At 73.4% G+C, this 20,401-nt stretch carries 14 protein-coding genes; 6 read left to right on the top strand and 8 right to left on the bottom strand.

Translation table 11 applies throughout. The features are described 5' to 3' along the window. Positions 1-9: 9 nt before the first annotated feature. Positions 10-3,285: an aminotransferase class I/II-fold pyridoxal phosphate-dependent enzyme gene (locus tag IF88_RS0129670; RefSeq protein ID WP_030719208.1), complete on the top strand. Its 3,276-nt coding sequence runs from the start codon at positions 10-12 to the stop codon at positions 3,283-3,285. A 9-nt stretch (positions 3,286-3,294) separates the two neighbouring features. Here IF88_RS0129670 and IF88_RS0129665 read toward each other — a convergent pair whose 3' ends face one another. The 4 genes from IF88_RS0129665 to IF88_RS0129650 all read right to left on the bottom strand — a co-directional run bounded on the left by IF88_RS0129665 (position 3,295) and on the right by IF88_RS0129650 (position 6,564). Continuing rightward, positions 3,295-3,873 (bottom strand): toxin, encoded by a 579-nt coding sequence (locus IF88_RS0129665; RefSeq protein ID WP_030719201.1) that lies wholly within the window; start codon positions 3,871-3,873, stop codon positions 3,295-3,297. Further along, entirely contained in the window at positions 3,870-4,322 is a 453-nt protein-coding gene (locus tag IF88_RS0129660) for a helix-turn-helix domain-containing protein (protein ID WP_030719199.1), read from the bottom strand. Before IF88_RS0129660 ends, IF88_RS0129665 begins: the two co-directional genes overlap by 4 nt. 303 nt (positions 4,323-4,625) lie before the next feature. After that, on the bottom strand, positions 4,626-5,786 hold the full coding sequence (locus tag IF88_RS0129655; protein WP_030719197.1) for an MAB_1171c family putative transporter: 1,161 nt from the start codon (positions 5,784-5,786) through the stop codon (positions 4,626-4,628). A gap of 43 nt (positions 5,787-5,829) precedes the next feature. Then, the gene (locus IF88_RS0129650) at positions 5,830-6,564 is read right to left on the bottom strand and encodes a TetR-like C-terminal domain-containing protein (RefSeq protein WP_037807494.1); all 735 of its coding nucleotides are present in this window, start codon (positions 6,562-6,564) and stop codon (positions 5,830-5,832) included. 190 nt (positions 6,565-6,754) lie between these two features. On the opposite strand from IF88_RS0129650, the gene dacB reads away from it, so the two are divergent. The 5 genes from dacB (at position 6,755) to IF88_RS0129620 (ending at position 12,492) form a co-directional block, all read left to right on the top strand. Further along, a complete protein-coding gene (gene dacB / locus IF88_RS0129645) occupies positions 6,755-8,407 on the top strand; it encodes a D-alanyl-D-alanine carboxypeptidase/D-alanyl-D-alanine-endopeptidase (protein ID WP_234323740.1) in 1,653 nt (550 codons plus the stop codon). An 855-nt stretch (positions 8,408-9,262) separates the two neighbouring features. After that, positions 9,263-9,868, top strand: coding sequence for a hypothetical protein (locus IF88_RS46795; RefSeq protein ID WP_030719188.1), 606 nt, complete (start codon positions 9,263-9,265; stop codon positions 9,866-9,868). Positions 9,869-9,968: 100 nt separating this feature from the next. Then, the gene (locus IF88_RS41055; RefSeq protein WP_037807447.1) at positions 9,969-10,454 is read left to right on the top strand and encodes a hypothetical protein; all 486 of its coding nucleotides are present in this window, start codon (positions 9,969-9,971) and stop codon (positions 10,452-10,454) included. 142 nt (positions 10,455-10,596) lie between these two features. Further along, positions 10,597-11,205, top strand: coding sequence for a hypothetical protein (locus IF88_RS49160; RefSeq protein ID WP_030719185.1), 609 nt, complete (start codon positions 10,597-10,599; stop codon positions 11,203-11,205). A 294-nt stretch (positions 11,206-11,499) separates the two neighbouring features. Continuing rightward, the gene (locus IF88_RS0129620; RefSeq protein ID WP_030719183.1) at positions 11,500-12,492 is read left to right on the top strand and encodes a serine/threonine-protein kinase; all 993 of its coding nucleotides are present in this window, start codon (positions 11,500-11,502) and stop codon (positions 12,490-12,492) included. A 28-nt stretch (positions 12,493-12,520) separates the two neighbouring features. Here IF88_RS0129620 and IF88_RS0129615 read toward each other — a convergent pair whose 3' ends face one another. The 4 genes from IF88_RS0129615 to IF88_RS0129600 form a co-directional block, all read right to left on the bottom strand. Further along, a complete protein-coding gene (locus tag IF88_RS0129615; RefSeq protein WP_030719180.1) occupies positions 12,521-14,971 on the bottom strand; it encodes a SpoIIE family protein phosphatase in 2,451 nt (816 codons plus the stop codon). Between the two features lie 130 nt (positions 14,972-15,101). Then, on the bottom strand, positions 15,102-15,773 hold the full coding sequence (locus IF88_RS42430) for a 4'-phosphopantetheinyl transferase superfamily protein (RefSeq protein ID WP_030719177.1): 672 nt from the start codon (positions 15,771-15,773) through the stop codon (positions 15,102-15,104). Between the two features lie 24 nt (positions 15,774-15,797). Next, on the bottom strand, positions 15,798-17,168 hold the full coding sequence (locus tag IF88_RS0129605) for an aminotransferase class I/II-fold pyridoxal phosphate-dependent enzyme (protein ID WP_030719174.1): 1,371 nt from the start codon (positions 17,166-17,168) through the stop codon (positions 15,798-15,800). Then, positions 17,165-20,338, bottom strand: a complete 3,174-nt coding sequence (locus IF88_RS0129600) for a type I polyketide synthase (protein WP_158754639.1) — start codon at positions 20,336-20,338, stop codon at positions 17,165-17,167. The genes IF88_RS0129605 and IF88_RS0129600 overlap by 4 nt, the downstream gene beginning before the upstream one ends. Positions 20,339-20,401: the final 63 nt, after the last annotated feature.

Genomic DNA, 20,401 nt, shown 5'->3' with positions numbered 1-20,401 from the left:
GTCGTGGGAATGGCGTGCAGGTTCCCCGGGGCGCTCGACGTGAACCAGTACTGGCGGCTCCTGACGGCCCCTCGGGCGCAGTTCTCCGCCATCCCGGACTCGCGCTGGCGCACCGCCGCCTTCCTGGGCGACAACGCCCGTGACACCTCGTCGGCCTACACGGACACCATGGCGCTGCTCCCGGACGTGGGCCACTTCGACGCCGCGCACTACGGCATCCCGCCGCGGCGGGCCAGGGCGATGGACCCCCAGCACCGGCTGCTGATCGACCTCGCCCGCGAGGCGATCCAGGACGCGGGGTGGGAGGCCGACGGCTTCGACCGCGAGGAGACCTCGGTGATCACCGCGCTCACCGAGAGCGGCTACCGCGAGCTCAGCACCCTGCAGATCCGGATGCGCCAGCTGGCCGGCGGCGAGTTCGGGGCGCGGGCGGCCGACCTCCGGTGGCCGGAGACCGTCCGCGCGGTCGACGGACTGCACGGCACGTCCGTGGCCGGACTGCTGCTCAACATGGGGCCGAACACGATCAGTTCGGTCTTCGACCTGCACGGCGAGAGCTACGCGCTCGACTCGGCGTGCTCCGGTGGCCTCATGGCCGTGGCCAACGCCGTGCACGCCCTGCGCGCGGGCCGGTCCCGCATCGCACTCGCCGGCGGCGCCCAGCTGATACTCGCGCCCGATCTCCTGGTGGGGCTGTGCCGGATCGGCGCCCTCTCCCGCAGCGGCAGGTGCCTGCCCTTCGGCGCGGGGGCCGACGGCTTCGTCCTGGGAGAGGGAGCCGGCGTCCTGGTGCTGCGGCCCCTGGCCGACGCCCGGGCGGCCGGCGACCGGGTCTACGCGGTGATCCGCGGTGTGGGAACGGCCAACGACGGGACCGTGCAGGGCGGCATGTACCCCCGTGCGGCCGGCCAGCTCCGGGCCCTGCGGCGGGCGTACCGGGACGCGGACCTGCCCCCCGACGCGGTGGGCTACCTGGAGGCCCACGGCACCGGGACCACGGTCGGCGACCCCGTCGAGCTCGGCGTCCTGCGCGAACTGCGCGGTGAGGGGGCCGCACCCGCCTACCTCGGGGCGGTGAAGGCGGTGATCGGCCACTCGCTCAACTCCGCGGGAATGGCCGGGCTCATCAAGTCCGTCCTGGCCGTGCAGCGGGGGGTGATACCGCCCCAGCCGGAGTTCGACCCGGCCGACCGCTCCGCGCTGGACGCGGCACGGCTGACCGTGCCCACGGCGCCGACCCCGTGGCCGGACGACGGCCTGCCGCGCCGGGCGGGGGTGAGCGCCTTCGGCTTCGGCGGCACGGGCGTGCACATGGTGGTCGAGGAATGCGCCCCGCCCGCCCGCCCCGCGCCCGCCGAGGGGCCGCACCGGCTCGTCCTCAGCGCCCGTGACCGGGCCGGGCTGGCCCGCTACGCCCGGGAACTGGCGCGGACCCTCACCGAGGACCGGCCACCGCTCGCCGCGGTGGCGGACACCCTGGCCCGCCGGACCCCCCTCACGGAACACCTCGCCCTCGTGGCGCGGGACGCCGCCGACGCCGTGGCCCGGCTGACCGCGGCGGCCGCGGCCGTCGAGGCGGGCGGCGCCGGAGACCCCGGCCCGGGCCGGGAGGCCGCACCGGAGCCCCGTACCGGGACGGAGCGCATGCCCCCGTGCACCCTCCCGCCGAGTCCGCTCGCCCCGCGCCGACACTGGGTCGTGGACGACTCGGCGCGCGACCTGCCGGACCCCGCCGCACCGGTGGAGCGGCCCGGGGAGGCGGAGCCCGCGCGCTCGCCGTGGCCCGAGGGCCCGTCCGCCGCCGCCGTCGTGCTCGAAGAGGTGTCGCGGACCGGTGTCTTCCCCCTCTCCGACGTGAGCGAGCGGATGACGCTGGTGACCGATCTCGGCTTCGACTCCCTGATGCTCCAGGAGCTGGAGGTCAACATAGCCAAGCGCGTACCGGGCTTCCGCACCGAAGAGCTCTTCGCTCCCGGACTCACCGTCGGCCGGCTGATCACGCTGGTCGACCCGGACCGCGCCCAGCCGGCGCCCCCCGCGCGGCCCTCGCCCCGCGAGACGCCGCCGCAGTGGGGTGCCGGGACGGCGAGCGTCGACGAGTTCCCCGAGGTGGGCCGCTTCGAGCAGCGCCTGGGCGCGATCGCCGACAGCGGGGCGCAGTACCCGTACTTCCGCGTCCACGAGGGCAACATCCGCGACACCACGGTGATCGGAGGGCGTGCGTACCTGTCCTTCGGAAGCTACAACTACCTGGGGATCTCCGGACATCCCGCGGTCAACGAGGCCGCGCACCGGGCGGTCGACAGGTACGGGACCTCGGTCTCCGCGAGCCGGGTGCTGTCGGGCGAACGGGAGCTGACGATCCGGCTGGAGCGGGCACTGGCGGAGTTCCTCGGCGTCGGGGACTGCCTGACGCTGGTGAGCGGCCACGCCACCAACGTCACCGCCATAGGGCACCTCGTCGGCGCCCAGGACCTGGTGGTGCACGACGCACTCGCCCACGACAGCATCCTCCAGGGCTGCGCCCTGTCCGGGGCGGCGCGACGCCCTTTCGCCCACAACGACATCGGGCAGCTGGAACACATGCTGCGGCTCAACCGGTCCCGCTTCCGCCGGGTGCTGATCGCCGTCGAGGGCGCCTACAGCATGGACGGCGACCTCGTCGACCTGCCCGCCGTGATCGAGCTGAAGAAGCGTTACGGCGCCCTGCTGATGGTGGACGAGGCGCACAGCATCGGCACGGTCGGCGAACGCGGCCGGGGCGTGGGGGAGTTCTTCGGCGTCGAGCGGTCCGACGTGGACCTGTGGATGGGCACCCTCTCCAAGGCCTTCGCCAGCTGCGGCGGCTACCTCGGCGGCTCGGCCCGGATGGTGCGCTGGCTGCGCCACACGCTCCCGGGCTTCGTCTACAGCGTGGGCCTGACCCCGGCCAACGCGGCCGCGGCGCTGGCCGCCACCGAGCTGATCGCGGCGGAGCCGCACCGGGTCCGCGCGCTGCGCGCGAACGCCCGGCTCTTCCTCGGCCTGGCCGCCTCGGCCGGTCTGGCCACGGGATCCAGCGCCGACACCCCGATCGTGCCGTGCGTCCTCGGTGACTCGGCGCGGACCCTGCGCGTCGCGGGCGCTCTGTTCGACCGCGGGATCATCGCGGACCCGATCGTGCACCCCGCCGTGGAGGACGGGCTGTCGAGGCTGCGGTTCTTCCTCACCAGCGAACACCGCGAGGACGACATCAGGCGGGCCGTCTCGGTCCTCGCCGAGGAGGTGGCCGCCACCGGGCACTGAGCGCCTCCCTCAGAACAGGGTGCGCTCGATCCGGCTGAGCACGGCGCTCCTGCCGGGGTCGCCGCCCTCGTCCGTGTCCGCCGCCGGGGGAGCACCGTGCCGTTGTTCGGCGCCGCCCATGCGCTGGGAGAGCAGATAGGCGATGATCTCCGCCTCCTGCTCCTGGACGTCGTCGTACGTCGCGCGCAGGAGCATGTCCCGTACGAGTTGGGGGTCGAGGTTGGGAAAGAGGAGGCGCGCGGCCGCCTCGTCCAGCCCGCCCGCCCCCCGATGGCAGCAGATGATGTGGCCCAGCTCGTGCAAGATGATGTGCTCCTGATGCGCGCTGGTCGTGTTGGCGTCGTAGAAGATGAGGTCCTCGTCGCGTGCGGCGACCCACATGCCGCACGGATGCGTGGAGGGCATCTGCATCGGGACGAGCGTGATCGGACGGTCGCGCACTTCGCCGAGGTGGCGGCACAGTTCGGCCACGTCGGTCACCTCGGGGAGGTCGAGTTCGGCGATGCGCCGGGCGCCGGCCTTGCGGAGCTTCTTGAGCCCGCTGCGCCGGTCCTGGTCCGCCGACCGCTCCTTCCGCGAGGCCCTCATTCGGGCTGGGAGGAGTCGGTGACGGGCGGCAGGCCCTGCATCTGCCGGTACTGGTCCATGATGGCCGTGATGGCCTGGAGGTTTTCCTTCTTCATCCCGGCCGCGCGCATCGCCACCGCGCGGACCCCGGACTGGCGCAGCGCCTCGATGGCGGCGATCTGGCTGAGCACCGACTCGGCGACCTTGTCGTCGAAGAAGTAGGCCACCGAAACGCCGAAGAAGCGGGCCAGGGCCGCCAGGAGGTCGGGTGAGGGGTTGGAGCGCTTGCCCGTCCGCAGCTGCGACAAGTACACGCCCCCGACCTTGAGTTCGGGATTGGCGCGCTTCAGCTCCTCCGCCACCTCGGCATTGGTCCAGTGCTTGCCCTTGGGGCGAACCGTCTTGAACAGGTCATCGAGGCGCACTGCGAGCAGGGGCCGGTCATCGGACCCGCTTTCCGTCCCGGTCATGGTGAATCTTCCTCCCGTCACCTCCTCGGCATAGCCCTTGGCTATCTGTCAGTCTCACAGATTAGCAGTCAGTTGACAATTGGCCGGGAATCCGCCACCGTTGGGGTCTCGCCGATAGCTGTCAGCTAAGTCGACTCACGGGGGCTTCACGGAGTCGGCTGCCGGCGACATCGGACTGGCCCGGCCCTCGGGGGATGGGCCGGGCCAGTCCGGGTGGGAGTCCACCCGTCCGGCCCGATGTGAATCGGGCGGAACGGGCATGCCCGCCCGGTTTGACGGGGGATGCAAACCGGGCGGGAGCTCTCAACTCGCGGTGCCGAGTTTACTGTAGGCGGCCGCGACTTGGGTGAGCCAGGCCACTTCCGCACTGAAGTTGTCCGTGTCGCGGTCGTCGAAGTCGCCCGCGTCCTTGTTGTCGTGCGGGACGGTACCGGTCCGCTTGGCGAGCAGAGCCTGTTTGATCTGCGCCGCCTCCGTGAACGCCTGCCGCAGCTCCTCGCTCGCCTCCCCGCCCGGCCCGTCGGCCCGGTCCGCCCCGCCGGCCGTGCGGTCGATGTACGGGCGCAAGTCCCGCCAGCCGTCGCGTATTTCGACCACGCGCCGGTGGAGGCGGTAGTCGAGGTCCGAGACCGAAGCGCCCGGCGGCTCCAGGGCGATGTCCGGGGAGGCCTCGTACAGGTCCCGCCAGAGCGGGTACAGGGCCCGGTAGGTCCGGTAGGTCCGGGACCACTCCAGGAGCCGGGTGGCCGAGGGCCCCCAGGAGGAGTTGGTCAGGCTGAGCGAGAGCAGGACGATGCCGGCGGCGCTGAAGACCGAAGCGGCGACCTTCCAGGCACCGATGTCGACACCGCCCGCGGCCGTGAGGATGTTGACCGTCCTGGCCAGGCAGTAGAGGAAGAGGACCACGGCGGCCACCGAGAGCAGCCGCAGGGCCTGGCGCAGCGTGGCGTTGTCGGTCATCCGGGCGTAGGGGCCGCACTGCCGGTAGATGGTGACGCACGGAACCGCCTGGGAGACGATGAAGACCAGGAGGTACGTGAGCATCAACGGCTCGCCGGTTCCGTCGAAGTCCGCGGTGGGCCGGCCCGGGCCGTCGGCGACGAAGAACAGGACCGTCAGCAGCACGTCGAGGACGATGCCGGAGACCAGCCAGTAGCGCGTCCTGCGCACCGTCGCCTCGTCCGCGGCCGCCCACCGGAGCAGGATGATCTGCGCGCTGACGCAGAAGGCGACCGCGGCCAGGTGCATGACGAGGATGGCGAGGTTGCCGACGCCCAGGAGGCTCTTGCCGCCCATGGCGAAGGCGCCCATGGTGAAGGTGAGGCACTGGAGCAGCAGAGTGGCGATCAGCGTGCGGTAGGCGCTGTCCCGCCAACTGCGGCGTGCCTGGCACAGCCGGTAGACCAGCGCCGCGTACGAGGACAGCGCGGCTATGACGAAGCAGAGGGTTCTGGTGGTGTTCACGTCCCGCTTTTCTGCACGTGCCGCGCTTGCGGCGGACGGGGGTTCAGTCGGTGGTCTCGCCAGAGGGGACCACGAGCCCGATGCTCTCGGCCGCCACGGCGATGGAGTAGTCGAAGAACGCGGCCTCGTCCCGGACGCTGTCGTGGGTACGGCTGAAGACCTGGAACACCAGGAGCCCGATGAGGTTGCTCCACAGGACGATGCCCCGCTCGATGATGTCCGAGAACGGAGCCTCGGGCACGCCGCCGAACGCCTCTACGGCGGCGGGCAGGAGCAGCGGCGGACCGGGCACCGCCCGCCGGGGCGGGGTCAGTTCACCGCCCAGCAGCGCCGACCGCACGATGCCGGCGAGCACCCCGGGGGTCCGTGAGGCGGGCGGGACCGTGTCCTGCGGTGCGTGGTAGCCCGGTACGGGGGAGCCGTAGATCAGGGTGAACTCGGCGGGGTTGGCGAAGGACCACCGGCGCAGCGCGCGCGTCACCGCCAGGAGCCGGGCACCCGCCGCGGCGCCGGCTTTGACGGCGGCCTCGTCGGCCTCCTCCATCGCGGCGCCGGACGCGTCGTAGGCATCGATGACCAGCGCGGTCAACAGGTCGTCCCGGTGCGGGAACACGGCCTCGACCTCGCTGACGGCGAGACCGCCCGCGCGGGCCACCGCCTCCGGGGACAGCCCCGCGGCTCCCAGCTCCGCCAACTGCCGGCGCGCGGAGTCCTTGATCACCTTCATCACCTTCGACGGCGCCCCGTCGGCGCCGTTCGAACTTGCTGCGGATTTCATGCCGGAACCGTACCCGCCGCCGGCAACACCCGTCAGCGCTGCCTCCGGAGCACCCCGGCCCAGCGCCGAGATCCGGCCACGGCGCGGCATCCGAGGCCCTGGGAGGCCGTGACATGCGGGTCGAATCCGGCCGTGCCACGCTGTTCACACGGCCTCGGGGACCAGGCAGCCGCGACGAACGGAGCGCGCTGTGAGCAGTCCGATCCACTCCGTCCGCTCCGCACCGCTGCGGCGGGGCCTGGCCGCCGCCTGCGCCGCCCTGCTCCTCGTGGCACTGGCCCCGGGTACGGCGGCCGCGGCGGATCCCTCTCCATCGCCGTCGCCGTGGCCGTCGGACGACGCGGAGCAGGGCCGGCTCGATCCGCGCATCACCGAGATCATGCGGAAGCCGCAGTACGGCCACGCCCAGTGGGGCCTGCTGCAGACCGGACCGGACGCCGGGCACGTGGTGCACAGCATGTTCCCCGGCCAGTTCTTCATCCCCGGCTCCACCGCCAAGCTGATCAGCGTTTCGGGCCCGTGGCAGACGCTCGGCGCGGACCACCGCTTCGTGACTCCCCTCCACGCGGTCGGGGAGCGCAGCGGCGCTACGCTCACCGGCGACCTCGACCTCGTCGCCCAGGGCGACCTCACCATGGGCGGCAGGACCAGGCCCGACGGCACGGTCGCGTACACCGACCTCGACCACACCTACGCCAACGACTTCCCCGGCGCGACCCTCACCCCGGAGAACCCCCTCGCCGGGATCGACCAGCTCGCCCGGCAGGTCCGGGACTCCGGCATCACCCGCGTCGACGGCGACGTGATCGTCGACAGCCGGCTCTTCCTCCCCGACCCCGTCCTCGACCCCACCCCGACGCCGCTGATCATCAACGACAACCTGATCGACCTGATGACCACCCCCGGGGACGAGGCCGGCGCGGCCGCCCGGCTGGACTGGCGGCCGAAGGTCGCCCCCTACCAGGTCACCTCCACCGTGAAGACCGTCGCGGCCGGCAAGCCGACCGCCGTCACGGTGACCGCCACCGACGGCGGCACCCGGATCCGGCTGTCCGGAACCATCGCGGCGGACGCCGAGCCCCTGCTGCGCACCTCGCCGATCACCGATCCGGCCGCCTTCGGCCGCACCGCGCTGATCGAGGCGCTCGGCCGGGCCGGCGTACGGGTCACCGCCGACCCGGCCGGCCCCAACGCGGTCGCCCGGCTGCCGCGCGACTACGCGGGGCGGCCGCGGGTGGCCGCGTACACCTCCCCGCCCTACGCCCAGTACGCCAAGCTGATCCTCAAGGTCAGCCACAACCTCGGCGCCAACCTCGGCATCTGCCTGATGGCCGTCACGACCGGCAGCCGCCAGTGCGAGGACGGCTTTCCGGTGCTCGCCGCCTTCCTGGACCGGGCGGGCGTAGACCGCGAGCAGGCCCAGCTCATGGACGGCCGGGGCGGCAACCCCGCCGACCGCGTGACCCCGCAGGCGCTGGTGCAGATGCTGGCGTACTGGCAGCGCACCCCTGACGCACGGCTCTTCCGGGAGGCGCTGCCGATCCTGGGCGTCGACGGGCTGCTGGCCGACAACTGCCGCAGCTGCCCGGCGCGCGGGAAGGTCTTCGCCAAGACCGGTGCGGCCGTCGGAGGAGACGCGCTCAACGACCGGCTGGCCGTCGGCGCCATCACGATCGCCGGCTACCTGGACAAGGGCGGCGGCCGCTACGACACCTTCTACGCGGGGGTCAACGGCGCCGCCACGCCGACCACCGATCCCGCGGGGGTGCTGACCATCGCCAACGACCTCGCCATGATCGCCGCCTACCTCCAGGAGTCTCCCGCGCCCTCGCCTTCACCCTGATGGCGCGGCAGTCTGCCGTGGTACTCGGCGGGTCGCCACCGGCCACATGGGCGTCGAAGGCGTCCAGCCCCGCGGTGAACGTCCCCGGCCGGGCCGCGAGGCGGCGGAACAGCACCTCGTGGCGCGCGCCGAGCGACGGACACCGGTCGAGGACGCTTCGGTGCCACAGGGCGCAGGCGTTGATCCCGCGCGCATCGAGGAGGAGGGCGACTCCGAGCTGATTCGGGTCGCCCGGGGCCACGCTGCCGGCCACCGCCGTGGCCCACGCCGGCATCTCGCGCGCGAGCGCCGCGTGGTCGCAGCACCGGCAGGGCACGTCCAGCTCCGGATCCGGGACCACGGCGGCCAGCCGGCGCTCCCCGGCCCGCTTCAGGGAGGCCAGGTCCGCCGGCCCGCTCCACAGCGCCGTGATCCTCCGCTGCCGGAGGGCCGACAGGCCGGGAGCGCGAAACGGTGCGCTGGCCGAGCCACTCGTAGCCGCTCCCCAAGAGGGAGCCGAAGGGCGCCGGCCGGCGTCCGGTGCGCGTGCACCGGGGCCGGGACGGTCACGGGGGAGCTGACACCACCACCGTCGTCCCCCCGGTACTCGGTCGGCCCCGTCCGTCGCCGACAGGCTGCCCCTCGATCCCCGGCCGCGTGGACTTTTACCCGGTCCTTAGAGGGGTGTCAAGTCCCGAGATTCCGGAACATGACCCGGGGGTTCCGTCCGGGGCTTACTTGAGGAGCGGAAAGGAAACGAAGCGAAAGGTACAGACGGAACACCTCGCAAAAGGGATTCCGCCTCTCGCCAGTATCACCGCACCGTCTCGGAAATCCGGGCGGGTCAATATTCCTCTTCATCGGTAGGAGAAAGTCATGAACCGCAAGATGCACACCAACAGCACCGCCCGCCCCACCCGCAAGGGCTTCCGCCTGGCGACGCTGATCGCCTCGGCCGCCGTGGTGACCGGAGGGATCCTGCTGCCGGCGTCCGCCGCGACGGCGGCCCCGATGCCCGACCACGTGCACTCCATCCTCCTCCCGACCGACGGAGGCGCCGGAGGAAAGGGCGGCAAGGGCGGGAGCGGCGGCCTCGTCGGAGGCGGTGGCGGTTCCGGCGGTGCCGGTGGCGGCAGCGTCACCGGTACCGGTGGCAAGGGCGGCCTCGGCGGCGACGGCGGGGACGGGTTCCTCGTCGGCGGTGGCGGCGGTGGCGGCGGCGGTGGCGGTGAAGGCCGCATCGGTGGCGCCGGCGGCGACGGCGGCAAGGGCGGCTTCGGCATCCTCGAAGGCGGCGGCGGTGGCGCCGGCGGTGGCGGCGGTGACGGCCGGCTCATCGGCGGCAAGGGCGGCAGCGGCGGGAAGGGCGGCTTCAGCTTCTTCCAGGGCGGTGCCGGCGGTGACGCCGGAGACGGTGGCTTCGGCGGCCTGATCGGTGGCCTCGGCGGCGACGCCGGAGCCGGTGGTGGCTCCATCTTCTAGAAGGCGCACCGATCCGACGGGGTGGAGGCCTCCGGGCCTCCACCCCACCACCCCCAACCCCCCATCCACACCTTCTTGTCCTTTGGAAACGGAGAACCCCATGTTCACGTGCACCTGGCAGCGTCCGCTCATCCTGGCGGCGGCCTCTCTGGCCCTCGTCACCGGCACGGCCTGCGCCGCGCAAGCGTCGGAGTCCAAGGCCCCGACGGGCACCAGCTCCTCGGCCGCGGCCGAGCAGCCCTCGCACTGTGCGCTGGGTGGCCGTGGCGGCGAAGGCGGCAAGGGCGGCAAGGGCGGAGCGGGTGGCAGGGGCGGCGAGCCCGGTAAGCCGGGCGAGCCCGGCAAGCCCGGCGGAGTGGGCTGCTTCCGGTTCGACGACCTGCCCGACAAGTCGAAGTCCGACCTCTCGATGGTCGACAAGGTCCACATCGTGATGATCCTGCTGGTCGACGACTCGGACGAGATGAAGGAGAAGATCGCCAAGAAGTACGACCTCTCCGAGGAGCAGCTCGACAACCTGAAGGACGACTACCTGGAGGGCAACTGGTTCGCCCTGATGGGAGAAGGATTCTCCTCCTCGACCTGAGACACCGATCCCCCTCGGGGCGCTCCGGCCCGATGCGGCCGGAGCGCCCCGATCGTTTTACGCCGGCGGAATGGCCCACGGCGAGGAATCCGACCAACCGAACCGCTCAACGGACATCAGTTCCCAGGCAAAGGAGAATCTCATGCGCGTGCGATCTTGGAAGTTCCGTCTCGGTCTTCTCGTCTCGACGACCCTGCTCGGCGCCGGTGCGATGACGACGGCCGCCACGGCGGCGCCGGCGCTGCCGAGCCAGCCCGTCGAGGCGGCCGTCACCCAGCAGCACGGGCCCGCACCCGGCGGTGGTGACACCCAGGCGGACGGGAACCGGTTCGGCCGCGGCGGAGCGATCGGCAAGTACGGTGACCAGCTCGTCGGCAAGGTCAAGGTCGACAAGGACAGCGTCCGCGTCGGCGACAAGGTCTGCGCGGGCAAGTGCAACGGCTCGGTCAACGGCACCGAGGGCGGCAAGGGCGGCATCTGCGCCGGCCTCTGCAACGGCAGCGCCAACGGCGGCACCGGCGTGACGGGCCGGCCCGGCGGCGGCACCGGCGGAACGGGCGGCAACGGCGGCGTCTGCGCCGGCGTCTGCCACGGCAGTGTCAACGGCGGCGACGGCGGCACCGGCGGGGCGGCGTCGCCCGGCGGCGACGGCGGCGAGGGCGGCTTCGGCGGCGACGGCGGCCTCTGCGTCGGCGTCGGCTGCGAGACCAGCGGGTTCGGCGGCCGCGGCGGTACCGGCGGCATGGGCTGACCCCCACCAACGGCGCCACGCCACGGGTCCCCGGCACCACGTGCCGGGGACCCGTTCCGTTTCGAAGGGGCACTCGTATGGATCACTGGATAGACTTGAGCTATGGAAGAGCGGCCTGGCGCGTCACGTTCGCGCCGGAGCCGACACCGTCGCGTCGAGCGCGACCCGTTCAGCCATGTCGTCCTTCGGGCGACGCTCCATCGAGGACGGGGTCGGCATGATCGGCACTTTCGCCCACGGACACCGCGTCGGCGCCCCGCCGTCGTCCGGCCGGCCGGCTGAGGCGGGCCCCTGATGGCCTCGGCATCCGACCTGAGCGTGTACAAGGGCCGGCCCTCCGGCCTGATCGGCAAGCAGATCGCGGGCTACCGGGTGGAGCGCCTGATCGGCCGCGGCGGCATGGCCGTCGTCTACTCCGCCAAGGACCTGCGCCTGGACCGTACGGTCGCGCTCAAGCTGATCGCCCCCGAGCGCGCCCGCGACGACACCTTCCGGCGCCGCTTCACGCACGAGTCGCGGGTCGCCGCGAAGATCGACCACCCGCACATCGTGCCGATCTTCGAAGCCGGCGAGACCGACGGCGTCCTCTACATCGCCATGCGGTACGTCTCCGGGCTCGACCTGCGGGCCCTGCTGGACCGGGAGGGCCCCCTCCCCGTCGCGAAGGCCCTGCGCATCGCCTCCCAGGTGGCATCCGCCCTCGACGCGGCCCACGAACACGACCTGGTCCACCGGGACGTCAAGCCCGGCAACATCCTGGTCGCCGCGGGCACCGACAGCGACCACCCGGAACACATCTACCTCACGGACTTCGGACTGACGAAGAAGTCCCTGTCGCTCAGCGGGTTCACCACGGCGGGGGAGTTCGTGGGCACCCTCGACTACATGGCGCCGGAACAGATCACGGGCCGGCCGGTCGACGGCAGGTGCGACCTCTACAGCCTCGCCTGCGTCGTCTACGAAACCCTCGCCGGCGGGCCCCCCTTCGTGCGCGACGAGGACGTGGCGCTGCTGTGGGCGCACCAGTACGACCAGCCGACTCCCCTGACGGAGCGGCGGCCCGAGATCCCGCCCGCCGCCGACGAAGTCCTGGCCAAGGCCCTGGCGAAGGTTCCGGAGGACCGCTACGACTCCTGCCTGGAGTTCGTGGGGGCCCTGCGCGCCGCCGCCGGCGGCGGCACCAGACGGGAGGACGGCCCGTCGCACCGGGTGGAAGCCCTGGAGCCGCCGCCGGACCCGCCGATCTGGGCCCGGCCGGTCTTCCACGCCCCGTCCGGCGGACCGTAGGGACCGTGGTCCTCGGACGCGCCGGTCCTCAGAACCCGATGAGCGACTGCTCGGCCCAGATGGTCTTGCCGAGGGTGGAGTGCCGGGTGCCCCAGCGCTGGGCGAGCTGGGCGACCAGCAGCAGGCCCCGCCCTCCCTCGTCGAACGTCCGGGCCCGCCGCATGTGCGGAGCGGTACTGCTCGCGTCGGAGACCTCGCAGAGCAGGGTGCTGTCGTCGTGGATCAGCCGCAGCTCGATCGGGGGCGACCCGTAGCGGATGGCGTTGGTCACCAGTTCGCTCACCACGAGCTCGGTGACGAAGGCGGCCTCGTCCAGCCCCCAGGCCGTCAGCTGCTCGGTGGCGTACCGGCGGGCCCGGGCGACGATGGACGGATCGGACGGCAGCTCCCAGACGACGACCTTGTCGGCGTGCAGGGCCCGGGTCCGGGCGACGAGCAGGGCGACGTCGTCGTCGGGACGGTGGGTCAGCAGGGCCGCCAGTACGCGGTCGCAGACCGTGTCCAGGCTGGAGGCGGGACGTACGAGGGCCGCGAACATGCTGTCCAGGGACTCGTCGATGTCACGCTCGCGGGGTTGCAGCAGGCCGTCGGTGTACAGGGCGAGGAGGCTGCCCTCGGGAATCTCGGCCTCGATGGTCTCGAAGGGCAGGCCGCCCAGGCCCAGCGGCGGTCCCGCCGGGACGTCGAGGAGGTACGCGGAGCCCTCCGGGGAGACCACGGCGGGCGGGGGGTGACCGGCCCGGGCGACCGTGCAGCGGCGGGTGACCGGGTCGTAGACCACGTACAGGCAGGTGGTGCCGATGCCGCCGGCGGCCTCCGCGGCGGCCCCTTCATCGCCCTCGTCGTCCGACAGGTGGATGATCAGGTCGTCGAGGTGGGTCAGCAGCTCGTCGGGCGGCAGGTCGACGTCGGCCAGCGTCCGCACCGCGGTGCGCAGCCGGCCCATGGTGGCGGAGGCGCGGATGCCGTGGCCGACGACGTCGCCCACGACGAGGGCCACCCGTGCGCCGGACAGCGGGATCACGTCGAACCAGTCACCGCCCACGCCGGCATCGGTACCGGCGGGCAGGTAGCGGGAGGCGATCTCCAGGGCCGGGTGGTCGGGCAGCGAATGCGGGAGCAGGCTGCGCTGCAGCGTCATGGTGGTGGTGTGCTCGCGGGTCTGCCGGCGCGCGTTGTGGATGCTGACGGCCGCCTTGGACGTCAGCTCCTCGGCCAGCCACAGGTCCTCCGGGTGGAAGGGATCCTGCCGCTGGTGCCGGCTGAAGACGGCCAGACCCAGCGTGGTGCCTCCGGCGCGCAGCGGCACCATCATCATCGAGTGGGTGCCGGAGTGGGCGATCCAGGCGGCCCCGGGGTCCTCGGCCACCCATCGGGCGACCGCCGGGTCCGAGGTCGCGTACACGGCGCCGCGGCCCGCGGCCAGACACTCCACGGGAGGTGACAGCGCCGGATAGACAGCCGTCCCGCCGACCGGGACCTGGGACTCCAGGCTTCCCTCCAGGAGCGAGCGCACGGCCGTGTGGGACACGGTGACCGGCCCCGCCGCCGGCCTGGAGGAGCCCTCGCCCGCGCGCGGAGGCGGCTCCAGCAGGTCGACGACCGCGAAGTCGGCGATCCGGGGCACGGTCGCGTCGGCGAGCTCCTCCGCGGTGCGGGAGCTGTCCATGGTGGTGCCGATGCCGGGGGTGTCGACGTCCGACAGGAGCAGCTGCGGCCGCTCACCCGCGGTTCCGGTCTTCTCGTGCGCGGCCAGACACACGGCGCGCACCTGCCCGTCAGCGTCCCGCAACGGGGCCAGCGAGGCCGCCAGGCCCTGCTGGGTCGGCGCGCCCGTGGGACGGACGAAGACGTCGACGTGCTGCGGCTCCCCCGTCTCCACCACGAGGCGCATCCTGCGCTCGGTCTCGTCGCTCACGGGATCCGGGGCGATCTCGGGCAGCCGCAGCCCCCGCATCTCGCCCTCCGTGAGGGACAGCGCGCGCTCCATGCCGGCGTTCGCCCGCACCAGCCGCAGGTCCCCGTCGAAGACCGCGAGGAAGCAGGGGGACTGGGTGAACGTCCACTCCTTCAGCGATTCGTCCCAGGGCGTACGGGGCTCACCCGGCACGGCGGACACCACGAACCACTTGGTGTTCCCGCCGGTGGACGTCCAGCGGTGTGCGAGCAGCCTCAGCTCCACCCGCCGGCCGTCCCGGTGCCGCAGTGCCACGGTGCCGCTCCACCGGTCCTGCCCGGACGGGATCCGCCCCGCGCTCTCGTCGACGTCCTCGGCGTTCCCGGCGCCGTCGGCGAGCAGGCGGGCGGCGGGTTGTCCCACGATCTCGGCGGGCGCGTAGCCGAGCAGCCGACGGGCGTCCTCGCTCCACTCGGTCACGATGCCCTGCTCACTGAGGGTGGCCGTGGCCGTGTAGGTCGATCCGCCGGGGTCGTTCGGCTCCGCCGGCCGCTCACCAGGAGAGGTGGGAAGTTGCTCCATCGCCGCTCATCTCGCCCTCGCTAGTTCCCTCGCCGCGGTTCCACGGCAACCCGCACGGCCAGGGGCTCCACTGACAAGCATCATCCGGCGGGGCAAGGAGCACCAACGCAGTGCTGCCGAGGGGGTGCGCTCAGCCCGTCGGACCCGGGGAGTGCGCGAGGACGAGGGCGAGAACCGCGTCTCCCGCGCGCCACACCGCCGCGTGGCGCCGCCCGCTGAGCACCGGCGGCCGGAGGCCGAGGATTTCGACGAGGCGCGGGGCGGCGCCGAAGACGCCGGTCCGGTCGGCCTTGACCGCGGCCTCCTTGAGCGCCCAGGCGCCGGCCAGGGCATCGGGCCGGTCCGTCCCGATGCGGGCGAGCTCCCCGGGGGAGAAGACGTGGCCCGCGACACGGCGTACCGCGGCGGCCGAGGCGGTCTCGCACAGGTCCACTCCGACCGCTTCGGGTGCGAGGGCCGCGGCGACGTGGCGGGCGGTGTGGCTGATGGAGACGTGCACGGCCGGCACCGGGCTGCCGCTGAGGACGACGTACGGGCTGCCGTCGTCCCGGGGGAGTACCTCCACCTCGTCGGCCGGCGCGGCGAGGGCGTCGGCGACCAGGCGTTTGGCGAGCAGCCGGCCGGCCGTCCACTCGGCCCGCCGCCGGACCGGCAGCGCCCGGACCACCCGCCGTTCGGCCGGAGAGAGGAAGGGCGCCCGGTGGAGGCCGGTGAACGGGGCCACGAGGAGGCGGGCGCCGCCCCATCGGTGGATGCGACCCGGTGCGATCGGCTGGAAGGCGGTGTCCACGGCGGGGTCCACGGCGGTGGTGTTCGCGGCCGCGGGTCAGGCCGCGCGGGCCGTGGTCAGGTGCCGCAGCTCGTGCTCCAGCGCGGTCACCGCGTGCCGGATCTGGTCGGGCGTGTGCTCGCAGGTGATGAAGAAGCGCAGTCGGGCCAGTTCCTCCGGTACGGCCGGATAGAGGATCGGGTTGACGCTGATGCCCTGCTGGAACAGGGCGTCGGCGAGCCGCAGCGTCTTCAGCGAGTCCCCGACGATGCACGGGACGACCGGCGTGTCGTGGCTGTCCCCGACGTCGATCCCCGCATCGCGGGCGAGGCGGACGAACAGCGCGGCGTTCTCCGCGAGCCGTGCCACGCGCTGCGGCTCGGCACGCAGCAGGCGCAGCGCGGCCAGGGAGGCCGCGGTGTCGGCCGGGGTCATGCCGGCGCTGAAGACGAAGCCCGGAACGGTGTAGCGCAGGTACTCGACGACCGAGCGCTTCCCGGCGACGTAGCCGCCACAGCTCGCCAGCGCCTTGGACAGCGTGCCCGACCACAGGTCGACCGCCGAGCGGTCGATGTCGAAGTACTCGCCGATGCCGCGTCCCGTCGCACCGATCGTCCCCATGCTGTGTGCCTCGTCGATCATCAGCAGCGCGCCGTGCCGGCGCTTGACCTCGATGAGCGCGGGCAGGTCGGCGATGTCGCCGTCCATGCTGTAGACGCCCTCGACGACGACGAGGACCCGCCGGTACTGGTGGCGGACCTGCGTGAGGATCGCGTCCAGGGCGGCCGCGTCGTTGTGCGGGAAGGGCCGCCGGGTCGCGCCGGAGAGCTTGCATCCCTGGAGGATGCTGTCGTGGGCGAGCGCGTCGTGGATGACGAGGTCCCCGGGGCCGACGAGGTGACCGATCACGGTGACGTTGGTGGCGTGCCCGTTGGCCAGGGTGACCGCGGCCTCGCACGCGAGCCGGCCGGCGAGCTCCGCCTCGAGTTCCAGGTGGAGCGGACGGCTGCCGGACAGCAGCCGGCTGGCGGACACCGAGGTGCCGCAGCGCTCGATCGCGTCCCGGGCCGCCTCGTTCACCTCGGGGTGCGTCGCCAGGCCCAGGTAGTTGTAGCTGGAGAAGGAGAGGAGTTCCCGGCCGTCGATGACGGTCGTGTCCGTCATACCGCGTTCGTGGACGAGGAAGTACGGATTGGGCAGCCCCAGCCCGTCGAGGGCGGAGATGCGCTCGCCGTGGGCGGTGACTTCCGGGAAGCACTCGATCCGCGTGTGTTCCTCGGGCAGCGGCGTGGTGGGCGGGTCGGCCGCCGGCGGCGGCGTCGGCGGGGTCTCCTCGCGGTGGCCGGCCCGCTGTACGGGGAAGCCCTCGGGCGCGGTGGCGGGTACGGCGGCCGGTGCCGTGCCCGTGCCGCAGTCGTTCGCGATCATCGCCGCGATCCTCCGGACGGTCGGCCGGTCGGCGGCTTCCTCGCCGAACGGGAAGGGGGGGGGTGGGGGGGGGGGGGGGGGGCGGCGGGGGCGGCGGGTACGACGTGCACCGGCGCCGGCTCGGCCGGCTCGGCCGCCTCGGCGGCCGGGTCCCGTACGGGCAGCGTCTCGGCGAGCCGGGCGAGCAGCGTCACCTGCTGCCGGACCAGCTGGAGCAGCTCACCCATCGGGTCGTTCGCCGGGGCGTCCACGGCGCCGGTCACGGCGCCGGTCACGGGGGCGTCGATCGGGGCGTTCATCGAGGTCTCCTCGGGGGTTACGGGCCGGGGCGGCAGGACGGTGGCGCAGGCGTCCCTCTTCTCGGCGGGGCGCCCGTTCTTGGCGGGGCGCCCGCGCGGCACCCAGTAGGACTGGGTGTCGAGCTTCGCCACCGGCAGGTCCAGCAGGCGACGGTCCTCCTCGGGCACCAGGGCGCGCGGGTCGACCGGGACGCCCAGGACCGCGAGCCGGGCGAGGGCCCGGACGAAGCCGCGCCCGCCGTCCGGCTCCACCTCGCCGGCGGGTACGACGTGCACGTCGCCGTGGCCGGTGAGGTTGCGGCGGACGGAGGCCAGGAGCGAGCTGCCGCCGGTCACCTGGAGAAAGACGCGCGCCCCCTGGTCGTAGGCGGTCCGGACGGCGTCGCCGAACCGGACCGGGGCGGACGCGTGCCGGGCCCACACGTCGCGCAGCCCCTCGGGGTCGGTGCAGACCTCGGCGTTCACGGACGAGACGAACGGCAGGACCGGGCCGGCGATGCGGAGGGCGGCGAGGTCCGCGCGCACGCCCTTCTCGGCGTCGGCCACCCGCGGCGAGTGGAAGGCGTTGGACACGTCGAGCGCCACCGTGACCACCCCGGCGCCGGCGCAGGCCTGCCGCACCGCGGCGAGCCCCTCGGGCGAACCGCTCACCACGACCTGACGCGGCTGGTTGAAGCAGGCGAGCCACACGTCGTCGATGCCGGACATGAGCCGGTGGCAGGTGTCCTTGTCGGTCTGTACGGCGAGCATCCCGCCCCCTGCGCCGGTCTCGGCCCGGCGGAGGGCGGCGCCCCGGTGGACCAGCAGCCGGACGGTGTCCTCGTCGGTGAGCGCTCCGGCCGCCGCGGCGGCGGCGAACTCCCCGACGCTGTGGCCGAGGGCGAGGCCGGGGGCGATGCCGCAGTGGCCCAGCAGCCGGGTCGCGGCGATCTGTACGGTGCCGAGCAGCGGCTGGCACACGTCGGTGCCGGCGAGCCGCCGACCGAGCTCCTCGGGGTCGCCGTGAGCGGTCGGGGCCTCGCCGTACAGCAGGTCCGCGAGGTCGAAGCCGGCGTCGCGGCGGGCGACGGCGCTGAGGACGTTGACGTCCGTGCGGAAGCCCGTGAACCGTTCGTAGAGGTCCTGCATCATGCGCGGCCGCTGGCTGCCCTGACCGGGGAAGAGGAACGCGATGCGGCGCTCGGCCTCCGGCAGGGGGGCGTCGGCGGCGTAGGCGCCGTCGCCGAGGTCGCCCCGGGCGCCTTCGGCGAGCTGGCCGCGGGCGTGGCGCAGCCGCCGGGTGAACTCCTCCGTGTCGGCGGCCACGACGGCGAGCCGCGTCTTCAGCGGTTCGCGCGAGCCCAGGGTGTGGGCCAGCGCCGCGATCGGCACGGGGGCGGCCTGCTCCACCATGTCGAGCACCTCGTCGATGTGCCGTTCCAGCAGCTCGGGGCTGCCGGCCGAGAGGAGGAGCAGCTGGGGCCGGGGGCCTTCGGCGCGCGCCGGGACGTCGCCGTGGGCGGGGGCCGGCTGCTCCTCGAGCACCACGTGCACGTTCGTGCCGCCGAAACCGAAGGAGCTGACGGCGGCCCGCCGAGGCGTGGCCGCGCCCGGCCAGGGCCGGACGGTGTCGGCGAAGCGCAGGCCCGCGGCGGAGACGCCCAGGTCCGGATGGGGCGTGGTGACCGGCTGCGGCACGATCGTGCGCTGGTGGACGACCAGGGCCGACTTGATCAGACCGGCGATGCCCGCCGCGGACAGCGAGTGCCCGATGAGGGCCTTGCCGGAGCCGAGGTAGCACAGCGAGGGGTCGTCGTCGGGGTACTCGGTGCGCAGCCTGCACAGTGCCTCCACCTCGGCACGGTCGCCGGTGGTGGTGCCGGTGCCGTGGGCCTCGATGAAGCCCACGGAGGACGGGGCGACCCCGGCGTCGTCGTAGGCCCGGCGCATGGCGCGCAGCTGGCCTTCGGCGGTGGGGACCAGCGGGCCGGGGGAGGCTCCGTCGTTGGCCGAGCCGATGCCCTTGATCACCGCGTAGACGCGGTCGCCGGCGGCGAGGGCGTCGGCGAGCGGCCGTACGACGACGGCGCCGGCCCCCTCGCCCAGGACGAACCCGTCGGCCGCCTCGTCGAACGGCCGGCACACGCCGCTCGCGGACAGCGCGCGGAGCCTGGAGAAGCCGACCAGGCTGTCCGGGGTCAGGTTGAGGTACGCGCCGCCGACGACGGCGATCCGGCAGGTGCCCTGGCGGAGCTGGGCGATCGCCTGGTCGAGGGCGACCAGCGAACCGGAGCAGGCGGCGTCGACGGCGAAGCTGGGGCCGCCGAGGCCGAAGTGCCGGCTGACCGTGCCGGCCGCCATGTTGAGCAGGCTCCCGGGCAGGGTGAAGGAGTGGATGTTGCCGAGCTCGGCGGCACGCTCCCGGATGGCCTCGGTGTCGGGGCGGTCCGCCCCCTGCGACTCTTCCGCCAGGGTGATGGCCCGCAGGGGGGCCGCCATGAGGTCCTTGTAGTCGGACACCGACACGGCGAAGAAGACCCCGGTGTTCTCCCGGTCGAAGTCGCCGCGGCCCATCCCCGCGTCGTCGAGGGCCTCGCGGGCGATGTCGAGCATCAGCCGGTGCTGGGGGTCCATGGACCGGGCGCGTGCGGGCGGCACCCCGTAGTGCAGGGCGTCGAAGCGGTCCACGTCGTCCAGGAACGCGACCTGGTCGGTGTACGCGGCGTTGGGGGCCGATCGGTCGCCGGGCCGGTGGAAGGTCTCGTGGTTCCAGCGCTCGGCCGGGACGGCGGTGAACTGGCGTTCCCCGCTCAGCAGGAGCTTCCAGTAGGCGCGGATGTCGGGGGCGCCGGGGAAGCGGCAGCCGAGTCCGGTGATGGCGATGTCGGTCATGACGGGCCTTCCTTGTCGTGATCCCCTGGGCGGGGGTGGGGTCTGTGGGAACGGGGTCTGCGG

Source organism: Streptomyces sp. NRRL F-2580 (assembly GCF_000720115.1).
Taxonomy (GTDB): Bacteria; Actinomycetota; Actinomycetes; order Streptomycetales; family Streptomycetaceae; genus Streptomyces.
This window is presented reverse-complemented; position numbering and strand designations above follow the sequence as displayed.